The sequence below is a fragment of the Methylophilus sp. Leaf416 genome (genome assembly GCF_001424665.1).
GTDB lineage: Bacteria > Pseudomonadota > Gammaproteobacteria > Burkholderiales > Methylophilaceae > Methylophilus.
The window spans coordinates 444,586-469,237 of sequence record NZ_LMQS01000004.1 but is presented as its reverse complement, the minus strand read 5'-3'; the positions used below and the strand labels follow the sequence as shown (position 1 = coordinate 469,237).

Below are 24,652 nucleotides of genomic sequence, written 5' to 3'. Positions count from 1 at the left end.
CTAGACTAGGGACAGCCCGCAGGCGCCCTGCCTTAAAAAAAAATAGTTCGCGTTATTTGCACTAATCTGTTGCCTCTGATGAAGCAACACACTCAACGAACAATCTGGAAAAAGCATCATGTTAAGCACTCTGAGCAAGACCGAATTTGACGCGCTGGCGGCGCAAGGGTACAACCGTATCCCGCTGGTGATGGAAACCTTTGCCGACCTCGATACGCCGCTGTCGCTGTATCTCAAGCTGGCTAACCAACCCTACTCTTATTTGCTTGAAAGCGTACAAGGCGGCGAACGCTTTGGCCGCTATTCAATTATCGGCCTGCCTGCCACCACACGCATTGAGGTGCGTGACAGGCAATTGCAGGTGATCCACGACGACACAGTCATCGAGTCGCATAACGACCAAAACCCGCTGGACTTTATCAAAGCCTACCAGGCAAGGTTTAAAACACCGCCGTATGAAGGTTTGCCCCGTTTTACCGGTGGCCTGGCCGGTTATTTTGGTTACGAGACGATTCAATATATTGAGAAACGCCTGGGCAAGCAGAAAAAGCCGGATGCGATAGGCACGCCGGATATCCTGCTAATGGTGTCTGAACAAATCGCCGTTATCGATAACCTGTCCAGCAAACTGTATTTTATTGTCTATGCCGACCCGGCGCAGCCGAATGCCTACGAAGCTGCACGTGATCGTATGCAGGCATTACTGGCAAAACTGCGTGCCCAGGTCGAAATCCCGGCGGCGCTGCCTACCAGTAAAACCCAGGCATTATCAGAATTTGGTGAAGACAACTTCAAGACGGCAGTGAAAACCGCCCAGCAATATATCCTGGAAGGCGACATCATGCAGGTGGTACTTAGCCAGCGCATGTCACAGGATTTTGACGCTTCTCCGCTCAGCCTTTACCGCGCATTGCGCAGCCTGAATCCATCCCCATATATGTTCTACTACGATATGGGTGACCATCACGTAGTCGGCGCTTCGCCGGAAATCCTGGTGAGGCTGGATAACACCACTGTCACCTCTCGCCCGATTGCCGGTACACGCCCACGCGGCAAAAACCGCGACCATGACCTGGCACTGGAAGCCGAGCTGCTGGCTGACCCTAAAGAGCGTGCCGAGCATGTGCAATTAATGGATTTGGGCCGTAATGATGTTGGCCGTGTCGCGCTAACGGGGACAGTAAAGGTCACCGACAATATGACGATTGAGCGTTATTCACATGTCATGCACATCGTCAGCAATGTCGAAGGCCAGCTTAAACCGGGACTGGATGCGATTGATGTGCTGAAAGCGACTTTCACCGCAGGCACAGTTTCCGGTGCACCGAAAGTACGCGCCATGGAAATCATTGAAGAACTGGAGCCATCCAAGCGAGGTATTTACGCTGGTGCGGTTGGTTACCTGGGATTTAACGGCGATATGGATGTGGCGATTGCCATCCGTACCGCCGTCATTAAAGACAAAAAACTCTATGTACAGGCTGGGGCAGGCATTGTGGCAGATTCGATTCCGCAAAATGAATGGGATGAAACCCAGAATAAGGCCAAAGCCGTTATCCGTGCCGCCGAGTTAGTACAAGCCGGTCTGGATAGCGCAGCCCAATTAACAGGAAAAGGAGCCTGAATATGTTGTTAATGATCGATAACTATGACTCTTTTACCTACAACCTGGTGCAATACCTGGGCGAGTTGGGACAAGACGTGCATGTGCACAGAAACGATGAGATCACGCTGGAGCAGATCAAAGCGATGCAACCGGAAAAAATCGTGATTTCTCCAGGCCCGTGTACGCCAAATGAGGCCGGGATTTCGGTGCCACTCATTCACGAGTTTGCCGGCAAGATTCCTTTGCTGGGCGTGTGCTTGGGTCACCAGAGCATAGGCCAGGCCTTTGGCGGCAACATCATCAAAGCCAAAACGCTGATGCATGGTAAAACTTCATTGATCCGCCATACCAATGCCGGTGTGTTCAGAAACCTGCCTAACCCGTATACGGCCACCCGCTACCATTCGCTGGTGATTGAGCGCGAAACCATTCCGGATTGCCTGGAAATCACCGCCTGGACTGACGATGGCGAGATCATGGGCGTCCGGCATAAAACCCTGGCGATAGAAGGCGTGCAGTTCCACCCGGAGTCGATTCTGACCGAACACGGGCATGCATTGCTGGATAACTTCCTGAAAGGCTATTAATGGCCATCACGCCTAAAATCGCAATACAGCGGCTGATAGACCACACCGATTTCACGCATGAAGAAATGCTGGAAATCATGCGCCAGATCATGAGCGGGGAGTTTACCCAGATCCAGATTGCCGGTTTCTTGTCTGCCCTACGTGTCAAAGGCGAAACCGTGACCGAAATCGCCGCAGCGGCACAAATGATGCGCGAGCTTTCCAGCAAAGTGGATATCAGCGATACCCGTCACTTGATTGATACCTGTGGTACTGGCGGCGCGCCGAACAAGGTATTTAACGTCTCGACTGCATCAGCCTTTGTGGCCGCAGGTGCAGGCGCAAAAATCGCCAAGCATGGCGGCCGGGCGGCTTCTTCAAAAAGTGGCTCCGCCGATGTGCTGGAAGCGCTGGGAGTGAATATCGCTCTGACACCTGAACAGGTGGTGCGCTGTGTCAATGAGGCAGGTATCGGCTTTATGTTTGCGCCCAACCACCACTCTGCCATGAAATATGCGGCGCCGGTACGTCGGGAGCTGGGTGTGCGTACCATGTTTAACCTGCTGGGGCCAATGACCAATCCGGCCGGTGCCAAACGCCAGGTCATGGGCGTGTTCCACCGTGATCTGGTGCCATTATTAGCGCAAACTTTAAAGCAACTAGGCAGCGAACATGTGATGGTCGTGCATAGCGCCGATGAAATGGATGAAATCTCTTTTTCTGCAGACACCTACGTGTCCGAACTCAAAAATGGGAGCATCACGGAATACACAGTGAATCCAGCGCAGTTTGGCATGCCATTGCATGATATCAACAGCATACGCGTTGAAAGCGCGCAGCATTCCAGCGAAATTATCCTTGGCCTGTTATCTGGCGAAAAAGGTCCGGCAAGAGATATTGTGTTGCTGAATGCTGGCGCCGCCATTTATGTTTCTGGGCTTGCTAAAGATTTATCGTCAGGGATTGCACAAGCGGCAGCGTCAATTGATTCGGGCAATGCGTTGAATAAATTGCAGCAATTAAAGGCGTTGAGCCAAGCCGCATGAAGCATTATTTGCTGATTGCGGTGTTATGTTTACTGGCAGCTTGCCAGCAAGCGTCGCAACAGACCGTAAGCAATCAGCCGCAATCAACCGTTGAGGTGAAATCGCAGGCGCAGACGATTAACCTGCAATCACTGTCTTCTGGTCTGATCACTGAAGACAATGCAGCCATTAAACAGGCATTTGCGCACAAGCAAAGCCATGTCTGGCTGGAAGGTAGCGGCGTTGTGAAAAAGCTATTACCGGATGACACCAAGGGTGCAAGGCATCAGCGCTTTCTTGTGAGCATTACGCCTGAACAGACATTGTTATTTGCACACAATATCGATCTAGCTCCTCGCGTCGAGCAGTTAAACGTCGGTGATCCAGTCGTGTTTAGAGGTGAATATATTTACAACCCCAAGGGCGGCATCATGCATTGGACGCATCATGATCCGCAAGGTCGTCAAGGTGGTTGGATTAGAGTTAACGGACAAACTTATGAGTGATATCTTAAATAAAATCCTGGCAACCAAAGCTGAAGAGATTGCTGCCGCGCAAGGGAAAATATCTTTGGCAGAACTCCAGGCACTGGCTGCACAACAAGCACCCGCGCGTGACTTTGTCGGTGCGATTCGCAATAAGATTGCTGAAGGCAAAGCTGCCGTGATTGCCGAGATTAAAAAAGCCAGTCCCTCCAAAGGTGTGATTCGCGAAGATTTTAAGCCAGCAGAAATTGCCGCCAGCTATGAGCAAGGTGGCGCTGCCTGTTTATCGGTCCTGACTGACGAGCAATATTTCCAGGGCTCTGCCGATTACCTGAAACAGGCCCGCGCAGCTTGTACTCTACCAGTGCTACGCAAAGACTTTATGGTAGATGTCTACCAAGTCTATGAAGCCCGTGCCATGGGTGCTGATTGTATTTTGCTGATTGCCGCCGCACTTACACTGCCACAAATGCAACAACTGGAAAGCGTCGCGCATAGCCTGGGCATGGCAGTGCTGGTAGAAGTGCACAATGGCGAAGAGCTGGCACAAGCGGTACAGTTGACCACGCCATTACTGGGTATCAATAACCGTAACCTGCGTACATTTGAAGTCACGCTGGATACCACACTGGGTCTGTTGGATAAAATCGCCAGCGACAAGATCGTGGTGACCGAGAGCGGAATTTTCACCGCTGACGATGTCAAATTGATGCGCGACAATGCTGTAAATACCTTCCTGGTCGGTGAAGCATTTATGCGTCAGGAAAATCCTGGTGCCGAACTTGCGAAGGTATTTGCCTAACCAGTTTTAATCAAGTTGTTATCGGATTATTCAGAACAACTTGTACTATCCTTAATCCTCCGCCTAACGCCGTTGCGCGGTTAGGCAAATATGGAGATTATTTTGAACCAATTTCTAGCTATCCGCCCTCGTCGCATGCGTAAAGATGATTTTTCACGCCGTTTAATGCGTGAAAACGTCCTCACCGTGAATGACCTGATTTACCCGGTTTTCGTCCTCGAAGGCGAAGCTAAAATCGAAGAGGTGAAATCCATGCCAGGCGTTTATCGCCAAAGCATAGATGGCCTGCTGAAAACTGCTGAAGAATGTGTAAAACTTGGTATTCCTGCTTTAGCTTTATTCCCGGTAGTCCCGCAAGAATACAAAAGCTTGGATGCCAAAGAAGCTTATAACCCTGAAGGCCTGGTACCACGTACGGTACGCGCACTCAAACAATCCTTCCCTGATCTGGGTATCATTACTGATGTAGCCTTGGATCCTTACACCACGCACGGGCAAGATGGCCTGATTGACGATACCGGCTATGTGTTGAATGACGAAACCGTAGAAGTGCTTGTGAAACAGGCGCTATGCCATGCAGAAGCCGGCGCCGACATCGTTGCCCCTTCAGACATGATGGATGGCCGTATCGGTGCTATTCGTGATGCGCTTGAAGAGGAAGGTTATATCTACACACGTATCCTGGCTTATTCGGCTAAATATGCTTCTGCCTTTTATGGCCCTTTCCGTGACGCAGTGGGCTCTGCCGGCAACCTTGGCAAAAGCAATAAATACAATTACCAAATGGATCCGGCCAACTCGGATGAAGCATTGAAAGAAGTGGCTTTGGACCTTGAAGAGGGTGCGGATATGGTCATGGTGAAACCGGGCATGCCGTATCTGGATATAGTGCGTCGCGTGAAAGAAGAGTTTGGCGTACCGACCTATGCTTATCATGTGAGTGGTGAGTATGCCATGCTGAAGGCTGCAGCGCAGAATGGCTGGCTGGATGAGAAGGCGTGTGTGCTGGAGGCAATGCTCGGGTTTAAACGTGCGGGGGCAGATGGGGTTTTGACTTATTTTGCGATGGATATCGCTAGGTGGTTGAAGGAGTAGTACCTATGTCAGAATTTTCAGTAAGACCTAATTAGCAGTATTAGAAGCTTATTACGTTCTGATGAACTTATAAACGATTCTTTTCGCCTCTAGGCGACCTTCTTTCTTATGCTTGTCCATAAGAAAGAAGGCAAAGAACAAGACACCCTAGCTTCCGCTTGTTTCCTGCGTTGCTCGAACCAGGACTTTCGTCCGTAACCGGACTCTATGCGGGCGGCCAACGAAACTCGCCCTGACAAGCCACCCAGAACGCGGCTTGTTGCGGAACTCAAACAGACGCTGGCCGACACCTCCACGCTAACTGCGCTACTCGGCGCGTCAGATAGGGGCCAGAGAAACCACACGCCTTCACTTCTGTTGTATATATCTCATTGCACCCCGCTCAAAGACTGCAGAAAAACAATCGAAAGAACTAGATTTACTAGAATTTGAATTTGGTCTTCGAAGCTTATAACTCCCTCAGCGTCCGCAGACCCTTGTGTCTAGCCGATATCTGATCGTGGTGGTTTTAAACGGGCCCCTATCTGACGCGCCGAGTAGCGCAGGCAAAATAAGGAAGAAGGGAGCGACTGTCCGAATCCCGCGGTGGCCTGCGTAGTGTGCAGGCCGCTAGGATGAGTTTCGTGACCGCTTATTTTGATGAGCAACGCAGGAAATAAGCGGAAGCTAGGGTGCATTTCTTTTGGTTACGTTTTCTTTGGGCAAGCAAAGAAAAGTAACTCGCCGAGGGGCGAAAGAAAATACTGAATATTCCTAGGAAATTATTATTAAAAAAAACCAAACTCAAGAAAGTGCAAAACTCGCTCTTCGATTTCACAAAGCTTAGCATCAACCTCGCCTGGATTCTGGGCTCCGCCAGAATGACAATCTAAGACGTTGGCCTTTGCGTAAACCTGCCATTCCGCAAGCGTACAGCATGCTGTACAAAACACTGCTTCACCCTCCGCCAGAATGACGACCCGTGAAAGTGCACAGAGCAGATTCCACAAAAGCCGCCTGTAAAAACCAATTAATCCTGGTAATCCACAATCAGCGGCGCATGATCACTAAACCGCTCCGTTTTATACACACTCACCGCCGTAGCGCGCTTCGCTAACTCTTGCGTAGCAAGCTGATAATCAATCCGCCACCCCACATTTTTTGCCCAGGCCTGGCCGCGGTTACTCCACCAGGTATAAGATTCTTCTGTGGTTTGCGGGTAGAGGCTACGATATACATCTACCCAGCCAACACGCCCCAGCACCTCGGTCATCCATGCGCGTTCTTCCGGCAAAAAGCCTGAGTTTTTGCGATTGCCTTTGTAATTTTTGAGGTCAATTTCCTGATGCGCGATATTCCAGTCTCCACAAATGACGATCTCGCGGCCACATGCAATCAGCTGTTCCAGATGCGGCAAAAACAATTCCAGCATCTTGAATTTGAATTGCTGGCGTTCTTCACCGCTGGAGCCGCTCGGCAGGTACAGAGACACTACGCTTAAGTTGCCGTACTGGCACTCGAGATAGCGGCCTTCAGCATCAATATGGGCATGACCCAAGCCAATAATTACCTTATCCGCTGGTTGTTTGCTGTAAATGCCAACGCCGCTGTAACCCTTTTTTTCGGCATAGTGGAAATAGCCGTGATATCCCGGCGGTTGCAGCATGTCTGGCTGCATATCGCCTGCCTGTGCTTTCAGCTCCTGCAGACAGACAATATCCGCGCCACTTGCCGCCAGCCAGGGCAAAAAGCCTTTGTTACAGGCTGACCGTATGCCATTCAGGTTCAAGGTTATAATACGCATCGTTCACATTCTTTCTGTTTTATCTTCAAATGACTGCAAATACACTCAGTGCCGATTTTATTGCTTTTTCCATCCAGAAACAGGTGTTGCGCTTCGGCGAATTCAAAACCAAAGCCGGGCGCTTAAGCCCGTATTTTTTCAACGCCGGCCTGTTTGATGACGGTGAAAGCCTACTTAAACTGGGTGAGTTTTACGCACACAGCATTCTACAGTCTGGATTGAAATTCGACATGCTGTTTGGCCCGGCTTACAAGGGGATTCCTCTGGTGGCTGCCATCAGTATCGCCTTTGCCCGCATGGGCCATAATTACTCTTATGCTTATAACCGTAAGGAAGCCAAGGATCACGGCGAAGGCGGTACGCTGGTGGGGGCTACCCTCAAAGGCCGCGTACTGATTATTGATGACGTGATTTCGGCCGGGACGTCTATCCGTGAATCTGTGGAAATGATACGGCAGGCGGGGGCCGTCCCATGTGGCGTAAGCATTGCTTTAGACAGACAGGAAAAAGGCCTCGGCGAGTTATCGGCAGTGCAGGAAGTTGAACAAACCAATAAGATGCCTGTAGTGAGCATTGCCAAACTGACCGATCTGTTTGCATACTTGCAAGGGAATGACAGCCTGGCGCAATATTTCCCGGCGATTCAGAATTACCGGGAGAAATATTGCATAGTGTGATAACGAGCTACACAAAATAGCGGGCAGTAGCCCGCTATTTTTGTTTGAGCATCCCCATTAATCTGGACATGATCAGTGCCGGATTATTCTCTACTACGCCATTGGGAGTCAGTTGATCGACGACATTCGGAATATATTCCGCAATTTTGCTAGTGAGTTCTTCTTTACTGATTTCCAGTTTGGTGGCGATACTGGTTAATACACTAGTGCCTAGCGCTGCCCCTATCTGCTGGGCGGACACATCTGAATTCGGGCCTTTGCCTATCCAGGAGTCTACCTGCTCGGATAACCCACCGTTCTTCAGGGTTTGCAGAATGCCGGGGAGGCCGCCGTATTGCTGGAATAGCTCCATGGCCAGTTTTGCCATGGGGGCTTTATCGCCCATGACTTTGGTCATCACGTTATTGGCTAAGTTGTCGAATAATCCCATTGTGGTTCCTAGTGAGTTACTTTTCTTATTTTTGCCTATTGGCGGTTATTTTTTATTTTGTATTGAAACATTTTTTTTCGCCTCTAGGCGAGTGTCTTTCCTTTGCTTGCCCAAAGCAAAGGCACCAAAGTAAAGGGCACCCTAGCTTCCGCTTGTTCCCTGCGTTGCTCGTCAAAACAAGCGGTCGCGAAACTCGACCTGGCAGCTCACACTAACCGTGAGCTGCTGCGGGACTCAAACAAACGCTCCCTTCCTCCTTGTTTTGACTCCGCTACTCGGCGCGTCAGATAGGGGCCCGGTTAAACCCATCACGATGAAACATGGATTAGGCATGTGAGGTTAAAGGGCGCTAAGTGCGTTTTGAGCTTTGAAGACAAAACTCAAATTCTTATAAATCTAATTCTTTTGTTTCTTTTTCACAGTGATTGAGCGTGATGCAATCAATAGAATTAAACTCAAATGGAAAGCGTGTGCTTTTAATGGGCCCCTATTTGACGCGCCGAGTAGCGCAGTCAGCGTGGGAGCCTTCGGCCAGCGTCTGTTCGAGTTCCGCAATAAGCCACGCTGTGTGTGGCTTATCAGGGCGAGTTTCGTTGGCCGCCCACGTTGATGAGCAACGCAGGAAACAAGCGGAAGCTAGGGTGCCTTTTCTTTTGGTTACTTATTCTTTGGGCATGCAAAGAAAAGTAACTCGCTGAGAAGCGAAATAAAATGCCTAATATCTGAAGCAATGCGTATTAAAAGCTAACCGCACTCCCAAGATTAGCTCTTCGATTAAACCCAAGCTAAGCATCCACCTCGCCTGGATTCCGGCCTCCGCCGGAATGACGAACTGATGCGGCGACTCACTGCTTCCACGCATAACCCATCAAAACTTCTCATGCTCCGCTAAGTATCGCCACTGCCCCGCCGGCAACTTACCCAAACTAATCCGCCCAATGCGGATCCGCTTCAAACCAACCACCTTCAAGCCCACCAGCTCACACATCCTGCGAATCTGCCGCTTACGTCCTTCACGCAATACAAACCGCAACTGATCCTCATTCTGCCACGACACCTTAGCTGGTTTCAGCTGTACGCCATCCAGACTCAAACCATGATTCAATTTTGCCATGCCGTTGGCACTCAGCTCACCCTCTACCCGCACCAGGTATTCTTTTTCTACACTGGAATCATCACCGATCAACACGCGGGCAATTCGACCATCCTGCGTCAGTACCAGCAAGCCGGTGGAGTCAATATCCAACCGTCCGGCGGGCGCCAGGCCGTGATAAATACCTCTGTGAAAAGTTTTCTGGGTTGGGTCTTCCGACCACTGATTTTCTGGTTTCACCAGTACTACTGCGGGTTCATAGCCATCTTCCGCCTGGCCGCTGACATAACCTACCGGCTTGTGCAGCAAGATGGTGACATTTTCCGCCTGATATTCCTTCGCATAGGTGCTGATAATGATCTCGGCGTCCGGGTCTATACGGGTCCCCAGGGCCTCGATAATTTCGCCATTCACCTTGACCCAGCCGTTGACAATCCAGTCATCGGCTTCACGGCGTGAGCACAGGCCGCGGTCCGCCATCACTTTGGATAAACGAGGTTGGGCATCCGGATCTGTGGGTGCGACCGGACGTCTGGGCGCAGCATCATCGCGCCGTACAGGGCGATCGGCGTTATATTCTTTGCGAGAATGATGCTGAGAGTCGTTCCGGGACTCCCTGCGGGGTTCATTACGTGTGTCTTTACGCGCATGGGATTTATCGCCTGGCTTGCCCTCTTGCCGGCTGCGGTCCTGGCGCGCCGGTTTTTCAGTATGGCTATTTTGCCTGTCGGCAGATGATGCTTTCTCAACCGTTCTAGGCGCAGGTTTAGGCGGTGGTTGTGTGCGGTCACGCAAGGTGGGTGAGGCGCGACGCACCGGTTTGCTACGCTTTGGTGCTTCGTCACTGCCATCAGGGGATTTATTCAGTTTGATTGTACTCAAAATACAGGTCCCGACTTGGTTGGGAAATAAAGTGCTATTGTAAGTTATCCGGCGGCTTTCACCGGACGAAAATTCAGGCTACCCGGATCTTTACGTGCACTGCGCGGCATAAAATGCAGGATATCTTCCGCGCGCTTTAAATCCGGCTGCTGCTGGATATACTGTTTTTTCCAGGCGCGATGCGGATTACTGATAATGCCAGCCAGCCACGCCGCCTGCATAGGATTCAATTTATCCGGTGACAGATCGAAATAATAGCGGGCGGCAGCATGTGCCCCGCAAAGACTTGGGCCTAAATCCACCGTATTCAGGTAAAGCTCCAGGATATCGGTTTTGGTCAGTGCAGACTCCAGTTGCACGGCATAGAGCAACTCTTCTATTTTGCGCTTCCAGGTACGCTCGCCGTTAGTGAACATGTATTTCGCCAATTGCTGGGTAATGGTACTGCCACCCACCTGTTTATCGGCGCTTTCCTTGCCTAACAAATGCTGCATTTGTGCCATGACATAACCGGGATGATGCTTGAATTCGGCATCCTCGGCGATGATGGCAGCCACCGGCAACCAGCGCCCGAGTTTTTCGTAGGACACCCATTGCATGTTTTCCGGATGCTTATGTTCATCCAGTAACGGGCAATCGTATTGTATAGGTAGCGTGGTAGCGGCACTTATATTCAGCCCGGAGACAGCCATCGCATTTAAATGCGGTTGTGCGCTCCACTCCTTCTTGGGCCAACGCAGGGTACCTGAAGCGGATAGCGAACCTGAAACGATGGCATCGCGTATCACCGGGGAATGGGCCTGTAACGGTGTAAGCAAGGCTTGCAAGGGTGTTTGCGGTAATACCCATGTCAACTTCAAGCTGCGCATGCTGACTTTGCCGCTGAAATCTATTTTAAACAGCGGCTGGGTGTCACCCACTGAAAGGTAGCCGTGAATATGCTGCTGTTCCATTCGCAGCCATAGTTCTACCATAGGGATGACTACTGGCTGGTCGCTGACGGATTTTGCTTCTATCCAGCAATGTTTGCAGCGCGCCCTTAACCCATTTTCGTCGGACAACTGGATATCGCCGTAGTGTAAATTAAATGCCTGCCTGTCTAACAACCAGCGCCCTGGTGCTGAAGTAGCCAGCATTAACAATGGCACGACACGTACCTGCACTCCGCCAGCCACCGGCAGTCTGACGCGCCAGGCCTCGCTGTCATAGGGTTGCCAGATCCAGCCGGCCAATGCTAACACTGTCACGATCATGACGACCAGCAGCGTGACGCTCAGCCTTTTAAACCACAGTAACAGCATGCGTAAAGCCTTAAACCACCAGGCGCTCTACGATTTTGCCATGTTGCAGATGGCTTTCGATAATTTCATCGATATCTTCATTATCAACAAAGGTATACCAAACTGCTTGCGGATAGATGACCATCACCGGCCCCTCGCCACAACGGTCCAGGCAACCGGCGCGGTTAATGCGGACTTTGCCTGTGCCTGCCAGGCCTTGTTTTTTTACCGATTTTTTCATGTAATCAAAGGCCGCTTCAGCGCCGCGGTTCATGCAGCAGTCTTCGCCTTTTTCGCGCTGGTTGAGACAAAAAAATACGTGATATTGAAAGTGACTTTGATTCATAAGATTACTTTCTGGTGTCGCTCATACATAATGATCAATGAAAAATAACACAGAAAAAGACCTGCAACAGAAAAGATTAGACGCTTTATTCTGTTGAAAGTTGGTCTTCCTTACTGAATGTCCAGGTGCGGGTAATGCTGAGCACATCGGTATCCTTGCGAATACCCTCAGGAAATACCGGGAACGGCGCAGCGAGTTGGACAATGCGGCGTGCGGATTCATCCAGCAGACGCTTTCCAGAACTCTGCTGGATTTTAATGCTTTCGATACTGCCATCAGCACGGATTGCCACGGTTAATTGCAACTTTCCATACAGTTTTTGCGTACGCGCCGCTTCAGGATAATTAAGATTACCTACCTGCTCGATTTTTTGCCGCCATTGATCCACGTAGTTGGCAAACCGGTACTCGCGGGTGCGCGCACCAATAAACTGCCGTTTAGGACGCATCTCGTAAGCATCTTGCTGTTTGGCGATCAAAGCTTCCAGTTTTGCCATTTCCTGCAAGGCCATGATTTCCTGTTGCGTTTGCACCGGTTGATTCAGGGCTTGTGGCGTTGGCTTTCTGGTGGCAGCCTGCGTTTGTGACAAGGGCGGCGCTTGTACGCTGTTTACTACCTGGCTCGCTTTAAGCTGCGTCAATAACGCCTGTGCCTCCTGTTCCAGTTGCGCAACCCGTTGCTGGTGTCGCTGCAACTCAGCATCTTGCGGCGTGGCAGGCACTGCCGGCTGCATAGTAGCTTCTGTGGCTTGCGGCGTAGTCGCCGGCATTTTCTGCACGCTGGGCAGCGGGCTCTTCATCTGCCGCTTTTCATCGGTATTGCCGCCTCGGTCAAGATTGGCTTGCGCCAGCGCATCGGCTTTTTCAGGCGCCTGCCGGGTTTTACTGTTCACCAGCATCACCTTGAGTGAAGGAATCTGGTCTTTAAGCGCTTTTAATTCAGGTTGAAAATGTAGCGTCAATAACACTGCATGCGCGATCAGCGAAAACCATAAAGCCCATACCAGAGGTGAACGTTCACGAAAGCGCATAGGGCATCTGCCGCCTGGTTAGCCCTGCAATGCCTGTAGTAATTGCTGATGTACGCCACCAAAGCCGCCGTTACTCATCACCAGTATCTGGTCACCAGGTTGCGCCAAGCGGCTGACGGCTTGCACTAATTGGGATAAATCATCAAAGGTTTGTGCTTTGCTTTGCATGGGAGCGAGGGCGGCCGCAGCATCCCAACCCAGGTGATTGGCATAGCAAAAAACGGCATCGGCCTCCCGCAGGCTCTCCGGCAATGCGTCCTTCATCACCCCCAGTTTCATGGTGTTTGAACGTGGCTCGAGCACGGCCAGGATACGGGCTTTGCCCACTTTGGCACGTAAGCCGGCAACTGTAGTGGCAATTGCAGTGGGATGATGGGCAAAGTCATCATAGACGGTGATGTTGTTAACGACGCCTTTGATTTCCATGCGGCGCTTAACATTTTTAAATTCATTCAATGCTTCTATCGCAATACAAGGCGCGACACCAACGTGACGAGCAGCGGCGATCACGGCCAGCGCGTTGCTGCGGTTATGTTCACCCATCAAGTTCCAGCTGACATTGCCCTGGCGTTCACCGTTAAAAAATACATCAAAACGTCCTTGCACATCCACATTGCCTACTTGCCAGCCTTGAGCACTATCTATGCGTTCCACTCCGCTCCAGCAGCCACGCGCTAATACGCGGTCCAGACTTTCCTGCTGGTTTGCCACCACCAGGCCTAGTTGCGGCACAGTGCGTACCAGATGGTGAAACTGTTTTTCAATCGCTGGCAGGTCTTCAAAAATATCGGCGTGATCAAATTCAAGGTTATTCAGCACCGCGGTGCGTGGCCGATAATGCACAAATTTGGAACGCTTGTCGAAAAAGGCGGTGTCGTATTCGTCGGCCTCAATCACAAAAAAAGGCGAGACAGACTTGGGGTCTTGCCTGGGTGTTTGCGGCAAACGGGCAGACACCCCAAAATTCTCCGGCACGCCACCGATCAGAAAACCTGGCGCCAGACCGGCGTATTCAAGCACCCAGGCCAGCATCGAAGAAGTCGTAGTTTTACCATGTGTGCCGGCAACTGCTAATACCCATTTACCTTGCAACACATGCTCAGCCAGCCATTGCGGGCCGGAAATGTAAGGCAGGCCCTGATTGAGGATTTCTTCCATTAAAGGATTTCCGCGCGCGACCACATTACCGATCACATACATATCGGGTTTAAATGCGGTCTGGCTGGGGTCAAAGCCTTCGATCAACTCAATGCCCTGTGCTTCGAGTTGTGTACTCATGGGTGGGTAAACATTGGCATCACACCCGGTGACACGGTGCCCGGCCGCTTTGGCGAGCACGGCGATGCCGCCCATAAACGTACCGCAAATACCGAGAATGTGAATATGCATAGAGTTTACCGAATCAATTTAACGAATGCATTTTACCAAACAAGCTTTAATTCCAAACAAGCTTTAATTAAGCTACAGCTTAAAATGATAGCGGACATGACTGAAGCAAAAGTGGCAGCGAAAAACTCAATTTTTCGCAAATAATGGCAGGTATTGGCGACAGCGCGCTGAAATATCGCTGGCCTGGAAAATATCTGTAATCACTGCCAGCGCATCTGCACCGGCAGCAATCAGTGGTGGCGCGTTCTCCAGCGTAATTCCACCTATACCAACTACGGGCACGGAGAGCGAACGCTTGGCCTGAGAGAATAAGTCTAACGTAGCGCGCGGCGCATCTGGCTTGGTGGATGAAGGGTAACAAGCGCCAAATGCGATGTAGCCTGCGCCTGCGGCTTGCGCCTGCTCGGCCAGTTCGAATCGATTGTAGCAGGAAGCACCTATGATTTTATCGACACCAAGCGAGGCCTTTGCTTCTGCGATCGCCCCGTCATACTGGCCAATATGCACGCCATCCGCATCAAGGCTGATGGCCAGAGCTACGTGATCATTAATCAAAAAAGGGATATTGGCCTGGCGACAAATGCTCAACAGCGCACTTGCCTGCTCAAACCTTAATGTGTCACTGGCAGTTTTGTGCCGGTACTGGACGATGGATACGCCGCCTTGTATTGCCTGTTTGACTTGCCTACACAGTAATTCTGTATCGTTACAGTCTGGCGTGACCAGGTAGAGCCCGTTAATGCTGTAGCTCACTGGCTTTTTCCTGTTCCTCGGTTTCGCGTGCCCAAAAGAACCGGTCCGGGATAAATTGACCCATGCCCGGACGGAAAGAGTGGCGCAAGGTCTGCCAGGTGAATTCCTGTGCTTCATGCACGGCTTCTTCAATACTTAAACCATGTGCAAGGCAAGCAGTAATCGCGCTGGTCAGCGTACAGCCGGAACCATGATAGCTTCCTGGTAAACGTTCCCAGTGATAGTCCTTGATCAGGCCAGGCATATTGCTTAACTGCATGCCATACAGGCTGTTGACCACATCAATTGAGCGTTCATGGGTGCCGGTGATCATCACGTATTCGGTGCCCATTTCAAGCAGGCGCAACGCGCATTCTTCCAGCGAACTATGCTTTACTTCATCGCCCTCGTCGTAATAGGCGAGTCGTCTTGCCTCCAGGCTGTTTGGCGTGATCAAGGTTGCCTGCGGGAACAGTAATTCACACATCGCCGCCTGCATTTCTTCATTAGACAGCTCATCACCCCGCCCCGAGGTAAGGATAGGGTCAATGATCAACGGCACATCAGGATAATCTGCGACGATTTCGGCGATGATGGCGACATTTTCTACGCTACCAAGCAAACCCAGCTTGAATGCGCTTACGGAAACATCTTCAAGAATGGTACGCGCCTGGTCATTGATCCAGTCAGCATCCAGCGGCATGACGCTTTCCACGCCCACGGTATCCTGCACCGTGATACCGGTAATCACTGACAGTGGATAGCAACCAATACTGGCAAGCGCCATAATGTCGGCTTGCACACCGGCACCACTGCTGGGGTCTGTTGCTGCAAATGTAAGAACGGTTGGAGGAGTGTTAGCCATGAAAATTCCTTTGGAGCGGCTGACGGGAATCGAACCCGCGTATCAAGCTTGGGAAGCTGGCGTTCTACCATTGAACTACAGCCGCGAATAGCCATTATTTTACTTGTATTTCACTTGGTTGGCTAAGCACACAAAACAAAATGTCACCGCCATAAAGAAAAAGCCGGACAACTGTCCGGCTTTAATGAGGCCACTAAACTAGGCGAGCTGAATTAAATACAATTCGAGCTGACGCCATCCGGCAGTTTCACACCTGAATTCAGGATAGGCGTACTGCCCAGACTGTCTTCGTTGGCAGGACAAGCGATCGCATCTAAATCTTCTTCATCACCAGCAGCAGGGTTCAGAGAAACGATGAACATCGTGTTCAATATCGGATTATTAGGGATCAGCCCACCCAAGCCGGCATCATCACGGGGAGAAGCGAAACCCAGTGCTGGCGGTGTTCCGCCCCCGGTATCAGTGATACTGCCTGTGGCATTAGAAGTTTCAACAAACTGATAACCATACACCTGTTTACCCTCTGCAGTCACAATCACACCCGGAGCATTCAGGTCATAGGTTCCGGCAATCGGTTTATTGGTACCGACTGATGGGTTATCAAATGTTGCCCCAGTGATAGGGGTTGCGGCACCAGCCTGGTCATTGTTAAAGAAACCTGACAGATTAACATTGAGACCGGACAAGTCTGTTACCGTATTATTTCCATCAAATGGCTTGGTACTTGTGCCATTCAATGTCACGTTCACAGTAGGTGCGACCTTGTAGACAAATCCATCGTTGGCACCCAGAATGGTGTCACCAAAACTGGCGTTATATTGCGTGAAATCATAGCTAGCTGTCAGTGCAGCACCACGAGTATCAGCTACTGGACTGGTTGAATACACCAGCCATCTGCCTCCAGCACCGGTTGAAATCGAGCCATTGCCAGCATTGTTAAAATTACGCTCTGCCACCAGCTGCACTGCGGTCGCGGTGCCACTTGTAGTAACTATGTTGCCATTGAGCGTCAAATCTCTGGCCGCACGCACCAGCAAGTCACCTGTCATGTCTGCAGACTCAACAGTGATGTCATCGGTATCCCGCACACTCACATTACGTCCATTCACCACCTGGATTGAGGCAAACTGGTTAGCAGCATTGTTAGCAGTAAAGTCGCCAGTACCGGTTTTCACAATCACTGCATTACCTGCAGCGTTGATCACATCATTCAAAGCCACGTTGCCGCCAGCTGTGGTCTCAAATGTGGTAGCGGTATGCAGGTTAACCCTGTCGTTGTAGGTCTGGTTACCTGTGGTTTTCATGGTGGAACCAAAGATCTCGGTAGTGCCGCCGGCATCCGTCGTCAAACTTGCCAGTTCTTTGGTTGCGCCTACGGATTGCGTAAAGTTGGTTGTGCCGTTGGTATTCACAGTCAGCGCACGATTGCCTGCCGCTACGGAATCCACAGTGCCGTTAAAGTTCACATTACCACCGGTGGCGCCTCGGCTATCAATCACTGCATTGATTGCGATCAGCGCATTGCCGTTGATATCAACAGTACCGCCATTACCGGAGGTGCCTGACCCACCAGCCACACCACCACGGGTATCGATGGATTGTAGGGTTACCGTTCCGCCTACAGAAGTCAGATTCACGTTGCCACCGTTACCTGCATTGCCGGTACCATTTGAAGCGGCACCGCCAGCAGTGATATCACCAACTTTAACGCTGCCGTTGTTAGCGATGGCGACGACCTGACCGCCAGCACCGCCAGTGCCGTTGGCGCTGGTTGGAGCAGACCCGTTGGTATTGATATTACCAACTGTCACATTCTGGCCTGTCAACAGGGCGGCACCACCGTTGATGCCATTACTGTTTGCAGGTGTCGAACCGGAAGTATCAATTTGAGTAGTACCCAGGTTTGCATTGCCATTGGCGGCCACGACAACGTTACCCGTGAAATTCACATCTGTACCTGCGCCTGTCTGACCCATGCCGTTGGTATTCAGACTACCGTTATTCATGGTGAGATTGTTGCTGGCACCGATAATGATATTGCCTGAAATGGCCATGTTAGAGCCGTTCACCGGTATGGTTGTGGCAGTGGTAGATTCGCCTGCCACATTGATTTTGGTATCTCCAAGATCAATATTGTTGAAGGAGATCACACCTACATTACCGCCCTGACCACCGCTATAAGTCACGCCGCTGGCCGCAGGATTCGCTGTATTGATTTCACCCGACATAGAGATATTTGTACCTAGCAGCAGTACATTACCACCGGTGGCACGCGTGGAACCGGCACTTTGATCATAGGTATTGATTTTCATGTCGCCCAGGTTGACATTGCCGTTTGAGCCGATCATGACCATGCCGCCATTGGTGGTGACATCACTACCGTTGGTCTGGATAATGTTTGCACCTGCCAGGGATACCACACCTTTATCAGTCACGATATCGGCTTTCAGATTCAAGTTACCGGTGTTATTGCCATCAGAGTCTGCAGTGATAGCCACGAATCCGGCACCATCAGCAATAATGTTGGCGTTTAAATTAACATCATTTTTAGCCAATAGGGTTAGACTCACATCAGTATTTCCTGTAGCAGTCCCCAGATTAAATTCGGAATTCACATTGATGTCTTTATTGGCCTGCAGCACGATATTGGCATTGTTACCTACACCTGTAAAACTGCCTCCTGCACCAACATTGAACACACTGTCTTGGCCGGAATTGTCAGTATAGGCTTGCTGATTATCCACTCCTGGCTGGAATCCCGAGGTGTTGGACGCCGGTCCATTCACCAGTGTGATATTTTCAGGGTCAAGTAATAAAGTACCCCGGTCACCATTCACAGCTGAAAGATTGACGCGCCCTGCGAAGTCCAGGTAATTCTTACCAGAAACTTCTGTGAAGCCGCCATTACCACCCAGCAAGCCACCTTGTGCAGAGATAGACCCATAGAAACGGGTAGCATGGTTTGCCCATACAATCACTTTACCGCCATTACCTTCTTTAATCGCGTCTGCTTTGATCGTCGCGCCAGTCGCAATGTATGTAGTTCTGGCGTTATACACAGAAGCATTTCCGCCCTGATAATCACCACCTACCAGAACTTTACCGCCGCCCTTATCGCCGGAAGCATCAAGCAAAGCGCCATTCATTAAGGCGACCTGCTCACCGGTGACTTCAATGGTGCCGCCAGACGTATTTTCACCTTTGGCAAGCAATTTACCGGAAACTTCTACCTTGGAGTTATCGCCACCTTCAAGGCGGATCACGCCATTGCGCTCAACCAGTTGGTTAGCTTCGATGATGCCGGTGACGTTAATTGCAGCAGAGCGGGCATTCGTGGCTAATTGCACAATGCCACCATTTGCCTGGATCAATCCGCTATTTTTTACGATTCCTTCAACAGCTTCGGCCGTCAAGTTGGCTCTTACCAGGCCATTACCGTAAAAATCCAGCACTGCTTCTTTGGCAGAGGCTAATACCACGCTACCGTTACTCGCAACCAGTGTGCCTGCGTTTTCAACTTTTTTACCCAGCATGACGATATAGCCTTCGTCAGCGGCTTTGATTGCGCCCTTATTAATCACGTTCCCGGCAGTATCGCCCCCGGTAAAATGGTAGCGGCCCTTAAGGAAATCGTCATTAGAGAGATTTAATGTAGATGCAACAATATTGCCAACGTTAACTTCAGCATTTGGACCAAACAAAACACCATTCTGGTTAATCAAAAACAGGCTGCCGTTAGAGTTTAATTTACCCATTATTTCCGAAGCGCTATTTCCAAGCACACGGTACAGTGCTCGACCAGCATCTGGCATGACTACATCCAGCTGATGACCTTCAAGCACACCGAATTTGTAGAAATTAACAATATTGACGTTGGCCGTATGGGTATATTGAGTATGAGTAGCGCTGATGTCTTTGATACTGAGGTCACCTGCGACAACGCCAGCAACCACATTTGTATCCGCAAATGATGAGAAAGGCATTAAAGTTGCAGCGAAAGCAGTTGCAATCGCTACACGCCATTTTGTATCTGAAGTAAAAAATACTTCTCTTGAAGAGATGCATTTGCCTGACTCTTTAGAGTCATTCACTTGGCCATGCAATGAAGACTTGCCGCTAGTACGTGTGCCTTCGGCAACGGCGACCCATGCTTGTTGAACCTTACTCCAGATCAAACGATAAACGTGGTTTAGGGATGCTGCTTTCATGACATTCTCCTCAAAGGCATTCCACTGATCCTTTAGGATCAGTGGTCTTCCATAACTTCTCTTATTCCTGATAATCAATAGTTTGATTCAGGATGTTTTTTTTGTCTGTAGCCCAGTATGACTAATGGGCCAAGATTAATTATTTTATATATTTTGTATTATGAACTTGCCAAGCGACTTTGCAACGATCTAAAAGTTTTTACGCAGTTGCGCCCACAATTGATATTCAGTGTCACTGGCAGCACCATCAAGATCTCGCTTTTGCTGAGAATAAGTGGTAGTTAATATCCACTGTGCGGGGAATTGAATATCCGTACCCACACCTATGTGATTTGACCGGACATGATTATCACCGCCAGCAGGATCGTGATTGAGCCTGCCACGACCTGCGTCGTAAAACGCGAATGGTGTCACAGATTGAATATAAGGGACTACATCTGCAGCCGTTGAAACAAATGTTCTGCGGATATCGGTGCCTACCATCCAGCCCTGGTCAGCCTGGCTCGGAATCTCAGAGTACTGTCTCCAACGGTTAATCGCGCCAATACCGAATCTTTCAGCAATATCCAGATTACTGTCAGTGCCTTGATAATCCGCACGGACAATCCAGTTAATGCCATTTTCAAACACTTGGGTACGGCTCGATGTCCAGTTCCATTTAATGAAACTTCCTTGAGTATTCAGCTGGTCTCTGTCATTCGCTTTGGCAGCACCATCTTTAAAAGAGACATTACCTTGCGTCAGGATAATTCCCCACTGATAAGCCACACTACCGCTTTCATTGATCCAGTCACCGACTAGGCCTAGCTCAAGGCTGGCAATATCACGTCGATTATTAATCAAGAAAAAATCTACATCATCATCCAGAATTTTGTAATTGCTACCGACTTTGAATGCAATACCTTTTTTGGTTTCACGCAACAGCGGATGCTCCAGAGAACCATAGAAATAATGCGCATCACCAGAGGCATCGAAAATTTTAAAATCTTTGCCAAGCTTGTAATCAACATAGCTGTACGCCACATTCAATATCGTTCCTGCATCACCCACCGGAGTGAAATAAAGGCTACTTAGCGAGCGCTGTCCCCCATCGTTTGAAAACTTACCAACCATTGCCAGCTGATCACCACGTCCTCTCAGGTTGTTCACTGCCAGGCCAAAGCCCAATGTTTCGCGATTGGTAAAACGGTTGCCATAATTATTAGCACTCACAAAACCGCTGTATGAAACGCGTGGCTCAACTGAGACAGCAACGTCAGAACTACCAACTGCCTCACCCGGGTTAAGCTGCGAAGTAACCTGGATACCTGGCAGGCCATTCATCACCATCAGGTTACGCACTAGATTACGTTCATTGAGTACTTCGCCTTTTTCCAGACCATATTGGGAAAGTGACTGAAAATATTCCTGATCTAGGCCCTTACCAGCTTCTGCTTTCACTTCACCCAAGGTGCCTTCAAGAATAGAAAGCTCAACCACAGATTCTGTCTCAGTGGATTTCTGCAAATCCTGGGTGGGCAAGTAGACTTGCGTGAGCAAAAAACCACGCTGGCGATAGTAATTGCGCACAGTGCCGACTGCTTCATTGAGTTCTTTCATGCCAATTTCGTGGCCCGTCAGGTATTGAACTTGCGCAGCCAGCTCTTCACTTGTGAATTGTTTGTTACCAGAAAACTTAAATTCTTTGACGACAATCTTGAGGCTGGATTTTTTTTGTTTCTTTTCTTGCGCGGGCGTTTCTTCAGGCACCTGAATAATCGGCGCAGGCTGCGGGAACACTGGCCTTGGCAAGTTCTGTTGGATATTTTGTATGTCCGGTAATTGCACACCACCAGCGAAAGCTTGCATGGTGTAACCTACAGCCAACAAATTGACTACACTCCAACGAGTTATTTGTTTTTTCAAAATTTTTCCTTCTTACACCCTTTAATCAAGCCCTTATCATATCGCACTGTGAAATTTACGATACAAAGTTCAACGTATTGACTACAATATTTTACAATTTTTACTGGCGGGACTGTTTAATTGTTGTAAAAACCCTGCAAAATCAATAATCCAGCGCATCTACATCGACCACCCAGCGTATCTTTGCCTGCAAGGGATGCTGCCTTGCCCAAGCAACTGCGGCATGCAAAAGTTGCTGAATGGGATTGCGTTGCGTGCACTGCATCATCACATAGCCACGCTCCATGCGATTTAAGCGGGCAATGACTGGCCGCACGGGGTCGTAAATCACCGGCTTTTCAGACAAAACACCCCCTTGCTGCGCGATAAATTCACGTGCGGACAGCGTCAAATCAGTTAAAAATTGCTCCACCAGCGCATAGTCAGCAGCTTCGGCTTTCATGACGGCAATGTAAGCAGCTGGGGGAAATTGCAGCGTGATGCGCTCTTGCAGCAAACTGTCAGCAAATTCGGCATAGTTTTGCTGTTGTAAAGCGCCAAACAATGGGTGCTGCGGGAAAGCGGTTTGTATCAGGACCTCGCCCGGTTTGTCGCCGCGTCCTGCTCGCCCGGACACTTGCATCAGCTGGGCAAACAAGCGCTCACTGGCACGATAATCCGGGCTGTATAGCGCACTGTCGGTATCGAGCACCCCTACCAAGGTGAGATTGGCAAAGTCATGACCTTTGGCCAACATTTGTGTGCCGATGAGAATATCAATTTTTCCGGCATGCACTGCAGACAGTACCTCGGTGAGTGCATCTTTACCTTGAATCGTATCCTTATCAACGCGGGCAATTCGCGCCTGAGGAAAAAGCTGTTGCAAGGTTTCTTCTACCCGCTGGGTCGCCTGGCCTACCGGACGTAAATCCGGATTACCGCAACTCGGGCATTGCAGGGGAACAGGCTGCTCATCACCGCAATGGTGGCAGCGCAAAAGCCGTTGCCGCAGGTGCAGCACCACTTTGGCTGAACAGCGGCGGCAATCTGCCAGCCACTGGCAGGCAGAGCAATGCAGCACCGGCGCATAGCCACGGCGATTGATAAACAGCAAGCTCTGTTCACCACGCTCAAGGCGTTGCGTGATCGCCTGTTTTAATTGCGGCGTTAATCCGGCTTCGGGCGGTGAGTGCGTGGTATCTACACAAAATATGCGCGGCAATTGCGCCTGTGCAGCTGCACGATGATTGAGGGTCAGCAATCGGTAGGAAGGTTTTTTATTGGGGTGCTTGGATTTTTCTACATCGCCAATCGCGTTGTACCAGCTTTCCAGCGATGGCGTTGCACTCCCAAGCACTACCGGAATCCCACATTGTTTTGCCCGCACCAAAGCCACATCACGCGCGTGGTAGCGCATGCCATCCTGCTGCTTATACGAGCTGTCGTGCTCCTCATCAAGAATCATCAGCTTAAGATGAGGCATAGGCGTAAACACACTTAAGCGCGTGCCAATCACAATACGTGCTTCGCCAGACTGTGCTGCCTGCCAATGTTGCAAGCGCTCACTCTCACTTAAGTGGCTGTGTAGAGTCACCAATGGGAATTGGCTCAACCTGCTCCGGAAACGTCCTTCCAATTGCGGAGTGAGGTTGATCTCCGGCACCATAATTAATACCTGGGATTCAGGTTCAGCCAATACAGCTTGCAACAAACGGATATAGACTTCTGTTTTTCCTGAACCTGTGACTCCAAACAATAGCCAAGGCTGGAAGCGGCTTAAGTCTTTCACTATGCAATTAACCGCATGGGCCTGCTCTTCATTCAATACCGGTTCATGGTCAGAGGCGGGCAGGGAAGGCCGTATCGCCAATACTTCACGCCTGCTCACCAGTCCGGTTTCAAGCAAGGGTTGAATGGCTTTGCGCCAACCCGAAGACACTTCAGCTAGTAGACGTTCGCTGCATTCTTTATGCTGCTGCAACACAGTAATCAATTTTGAAAGAATCAACTGGCGTTTGCCGACCAGATCTTCAGGTACCGGTTGCGCCAATGCATATACCCACATTTTGCGTGAAACCGCAGGTTTGGTTTGCCGCAAACGCAAGGGCAAACTGGAAAGCACCGTCTGGCCGAATGGGTAATGATAATAATCCGCGCAAAAACGCAATAATTTCAGCGTGGCGGCATCGAACGGCACATCTTCGAAACCCTGGATCACCGCTTTCAACTTGTGTTCTGGTACATCGCTTTGCGCAGGCAATGCCATCACAATGCCGATCAGTTGCCGCCCGGCAAAAGGCACCACCACGCGATTACCTTCACGGATATCCAAACCCGGGTTCAGGTAATCAAACTGGCGATCCAATGGCACATCCAGCACCACGCGGACAATGCGGGCGGGTGAGGTGACCTGAGTGGAAAGGGCTGCGGAACACATGGGTGAAAGTGGTTTATTAGGTTAAAATGGCGGTTTG

At 50.2% G+C, this 24,652-nt stretch carries 19 protein-coding genes and 1 tRNA gene; 7 read left to right on the top strand and 13 right to left on the bottom strand.

The features are described from left to right. Positions 1 to 118 precede the first annotated feature (118 nt). From trpE to hemB, 6 genes are all read left to right on the top strand, one after another. On the top strand, positions 119 to 1,624 hold the full coding sequence (trpE, locus tag ASG34_RS11900) for an anthranilate synthase component I (RefSeq protein WP_055830766.1): 1,506 nt from the start codon (positions 119 to 121) through the stop codon (positions 1,622 to 1,624). A 2-nt stretch (positions 1,625 to 1,626) separates the two neighbouring features. Beyond that, positions 1,627 to 2,193: an aminodeoxychorismate/anthranilate synthase component II gene (locus ASG34_RS11895; protein WP_055830764.1), complete on the top strand. Its 567-nt coding sequence runs from the start codon at positions 1,627 to 1,629 to the stop codon at positions 2,191 to 2,193. Next, a complete protein-coding gene (trpD, locus tag ASG34_RS11890) occupies positions 2,193 to 3,218 on the top strand; it encodes an anthranilate phosphoribosyltransferase (protein WP_055830762.1) in 1,026 nt (341 codons plus the stop codon). Before ASG34_RS11895 ends, trpD begins: the two co-directional genes overlap by 1 nt. Continuing rightward, the gene (locus ASG34_RS11885) at positions 3,215 to 3,703 is read left to right on the top strand and encodes a DUF3465 domain-containing protein (protein ID WP_055830760.1); all 489 of its coding nucleotides are present in this window, start codon (positions 3,215 to 3,217) and stop codon (positions 3,701 to 3,703) included. Before trpD ends, ASG34_RS11885 begins: the two co-directional genes overlap by 4 nt. Then, a complete protein-coding gene (trpC, locus tag ASG34_RS11880; RefSeq protein ID WP_055830758.1) occupies positions 3,696 to 4,484 on the top strand; it encodes an indole-3-glycerol phosphate synthase TrpC in 789 nt (262 codons plus the stop codon). The genes ASG34_RS11885 and trpC overlap by 8 nt, the downstream gene beginning before the upstream one ends. Before the next feature lie 90 nt (positions 4,485 to 4,574). Continuing rightward, positions 4,575 to 5,579 carry a porphobilinogen synthase gene (gene hemB, locus ASG34_RS11875; protein ID WP_200934450.1) on the top strand — a complete coding sequence of 335 codons (1,005 nt, stop codon included), beginning with the start codon at positions 4,575 to 4,577 and terminating at the stop codon, positions 5,577 to 5,579. 1,009 nt (positions 5,580 to 6,588) lie between these two features. On the opposite strand, the gene ASG34_RS11870 is transcribed toward hemB, so the two are convergent. Further along, on the bottom strand, positions 6,589 to 7,362 hold the full coding sequence (locus tag ASG34_RS11870; RefSeq protein WP_055830756.1) for an exodeoxyribonuclease III: 774 nt from the start codon (positions 7,360 to 7,362) through the stop codon (positions 6,589 to 6,591). 29 nt (positions 7,363 to 7,391) lie between these two features. Here ASG34_RS11870 and pyrE point away from each other — a divergent pair, with 29 nt between their 5' ends. Continuing rightward, positions 7,392 to 8,039: an orotate phosphoribosyltransferase gene (pyrE, locus tag ASG34_RS11865; RefSeq protein WP_055830754.1), complete on the top strand. Its 648-nt coding sequence runs from the start codon at positions 7,392 to 7,394 to the stop codon at positions 8,037 to 8,039. Positions 8,040 to 8,073: 34 nt separating this feature from the next. Here pyrE and ASG34_RS11860 read toward each other — a convergent pair whose 3' ends face one another. From ASG34_RS11860 to ASG34_RS11805, 12 genes are all read right to left on the bottom strand, one after another. Continuing rightward, positions 8,074 to 8,469: a YidB family protein gene (locus tag ASG34_RS11860; RefSeq protein WP_055830752.1), complete on the bottom strand. Its 396-nt coding sequence runs from the start codon at positions 8,467 to 8,469 to the stop codon at positions 8,074 to 8,076. Positions 8,470 to 9,337: 868 nt separating this feature from the next. After that, positions 9,338 to 10,444 carry a pseudouridine synthase gene (locus tag ASG34_RS11855; RefSeq protein WP_055830750.1) on the bottom strand — a complete coding sequence of 369 codons (1,107 nt, stop codon included), beginning with the start codon at positions 10,442 to 10,444 and terminating at the stop codon, positions 9,338 to 9,340. 44 nt (positions 10,445 to 10,488) lie between these two features. Next, positions 10,489 to 11,745 (bottom strand): biosynthetic peptidoglycan transglycosylase, encoded by a 1,257-nt coding sequence (locus ASG34_RS11850; protein WP_055830748.1) that lies wholly within the window; start codon positions 11,743 to 11,745, stop codon positions 10,489 to 10,491. 10 nt (positions 11,746 to 11,755) lie between these two features. After that, on the bottom strand, positions 11,756 to 12,070 hold the full coding sequence (locus ASG34_RS11845) for a (2Fe-2S) ferredoxin domain-containing protein (RefSeq protein ID WP_055830746.1): 315 nt from the start codon (positions 12,068 to 12,070) through the stop codon (positions 11,756 to 11,758). A gap of 85 nt (positions 12,071 to 12,155) precedes the next feature. Further along, the gene (locus tag ASG34_RS11840; protein ID WP_055830744.1) at positions 12,156 to 13,100 is read right to left on the bottom strand and encodes an energy transducer TonB; all 945 of its coding nucleotides are present in this window, start codon (positions 13,098 to 13,100) and stop codon (positions 12,156 to 12,158) included. An 18-nt stretch (positions 13,101 to 13,118) separates the two neighbouring features. Further along, positions 13,119 to 14,489, bottom strand: a complete 1,371-nt coding sequence (mpl, locus tag ASG34_RS11835) for a UDP-N-acetylmuramate:L-alanyl-gamma-D-glutamyl-meso-diaminopimelate ligase (protein ID WP_055830742.1) — start codon at positions 14,487 to 14,489, stop codon at positions 13,119 to 13,121. Between the two features lie 126 nt (positions 14,490 to 14,615). Beyond that, entirely contained in the window at positions 14,616 to 15,242 is a 627-nt protein-coding gene (gene thiE, locus ASG34_RS11830) for a thiamine phosphate synthase (protein WP_055830740.1), read from the bottom strand. After that, on the bottom strand, positions 15,226 to 16,086 hold the full coding sequence (thiD, locus tag ASG34_RS11825) for a bifunctional hydroxymethylpyrimidine kinase/phosphomethylpyrimidine kinase (protein ID WP_055830738.1): 861 nt from the start codon (positions 16,084 to 16,086) through the stop codon (positions 15,226 to 15,228). The genes thiE and thiD overlap by 17 nt, the downstream gene beginning before the upstream one ends. Positions 16,087 to 16,097: 11 nt before the next feature. Next, positions 16,098 to 16,171: transfer RNA gene (locus ASG34_RS11820), tRNA-Gly, on the bottom strand. Positions 16,172 to 16,298: 127 nt separating this feature from the next. Further along, the gene (locus tag ASG34_RS11815) at positions 16,299 to 20,294 is read right to left on the bottom strand and encodes a two-partner secretion domain-containing protein (RefSeq protein WP_055830732.1); all 3,996 of its coding nucleotides are present in this window, start codon (positions 20,292 to 20,294) and stop codon (positions 16,299 to 16,301) included. Positions 20,295 to 20,483: 189 nt separating this feature from the next. Continuing rightward, complete coding sequence (locus ASG34_RS11810; protein WP_055830731.1) at positions 20,484 to 22,199, bottom strand: ShlB/FhaC/HecB family hemolysin secretion/activation protein; 1,716 nt, start codon at positions 22,197 to 22,199, stop codon at positions 20,484 to 20,486. A gap of 142 nt (positions 22,200 to 22,341) precedes the next feature. Continuing rightward, complete coding sequence (locus tag ASG34_RS11805; protein WP_055830730.1) at positions 22,342 to 24,615, bottom strand: primosomal protein N'; 2,274 nt, start codon at positions 24,613 to 24,615, stop codon at positions 22,342 to 22,344. Positions 24,616 to 24,652 lie beyond the last annotated feature (37 nt).

What these genes read in the sequence shown, in the direction of transcription:
- trpE (WP_055830766.1), top strand. Translation starts at nt 119, where the DNA reads ATGTTAAGCACTCTGAGCAAGACCGAATTTGACGCGCTGGCGGCGCAA.
- ASG34_RS11895 (WP_055830764.1), top strand. Translation starts at nt 1,627, where the DNA reads ATGTTGTTAATGATCGATAACTATGACTCTTTTACCTACAACCTGGTG.
- trpD (WP_055830762.1), top strand. Translation starts at nt 2,193, where the DNA reads ATGGCCATCACGCCTAAAATCGCAATACAGCGGCTGATAGACCACACC.
- ASG34_RS11885 (WP_055830760.1), top strand. Translation starts at nt 3,215, where the DNA reads ATGAAGCATTATTTGCTGATTGCGGTGTTATGTTTACTGGCAGCTTGC.
- trpC (WP_055830758.1), top strand. Translation starts at nt 3,696, where the DNA reads ATGAGTGATATCTTAAATAAAATCCTGGCAACCAAAGCTGAAGAGATT.
- hemB (WP_200934450.1), top strand. Translation starts at nt 4,575, where the DNA reads ATGGAGATTATTTTGAACCAATTTCTAGCTATCCGCCCTCGTCGCATG.
- ASG34_RS11870 (WP_055830756.1), bottom strand. Translation starts at nt 7,362, where the DNA reads ATGCGTATTATAACCTTGAACCTGAATGGCATACGGTCAGCCTGTAAC.
- pyrE (WP_055830754.1), top strand. Translation starts at nt 7,392, where the DNA reads ATGACTGCAAATACACTCAGTGCCGATTTTATTGCTTTTTCCATCCAG.
- ASG34_RS11860 (WP_055830752.1), bottom strand. Translation starts at nt 8,469, where the DNA reads ATGGGATTATTCGACAACTTAGCCAATAACGTGATGACCAAAGTCATG.
- ASG34_RS11850 (WP_055830748.1), bottom strand. Translation starts at nt 11,745, where the DNA reads ATGCTGTTACTGTGGTTTAAAAGGCTGAGCGTCACGCTGCTGGTCGTC.
- ASG34_RS11845 (WP_055830746.1), bottom strand. Translation starts at nt 12,070, where the DNA reads ATGAATCAAAGTCACTTTCAATATCACGTATTTTTTTGTCTCAACCAG.
- ASG34_RS11840 (WP_055830744.1), bottom strand. Translation starts at nt 13,100, where the DNA reads ATGCGCTTTCGTGAACGTTCACCTCTGGTATGGGCTTTATGGTTTTCG.
- mpl (WP_055830742.1), bottom strand. Translation starts at nt 14,489, where the DNA reads ATGCATATTCACATTCTCGGTATTTGCGGTACGTTTATGGGCGGCATC.
- thiD (WP_055830738.1), bottom strand. Translation starts at nt 16,086, where the DNA reads ATGGCTAACACTCCTCCAACCGTTCTTACATTTGCAGCAACAGACCCC.
- ASG34_RS11815 (WP_055830732.1), bottom strand. Translation starts at nt 20,294, where the DNA reads ATGAAAGCAGCATCCCTAAACCACGTTTATCGTTTGATCTGGAGTAAG.
- ASG34_RS11805 (WP_055830730.1), bottom strand. Translation starts at nt 24,615, where the DNA reads ATGTGTTCCGCAGCCCTTTCCACTCAGGTCACCTCACCCGCCCGCATT.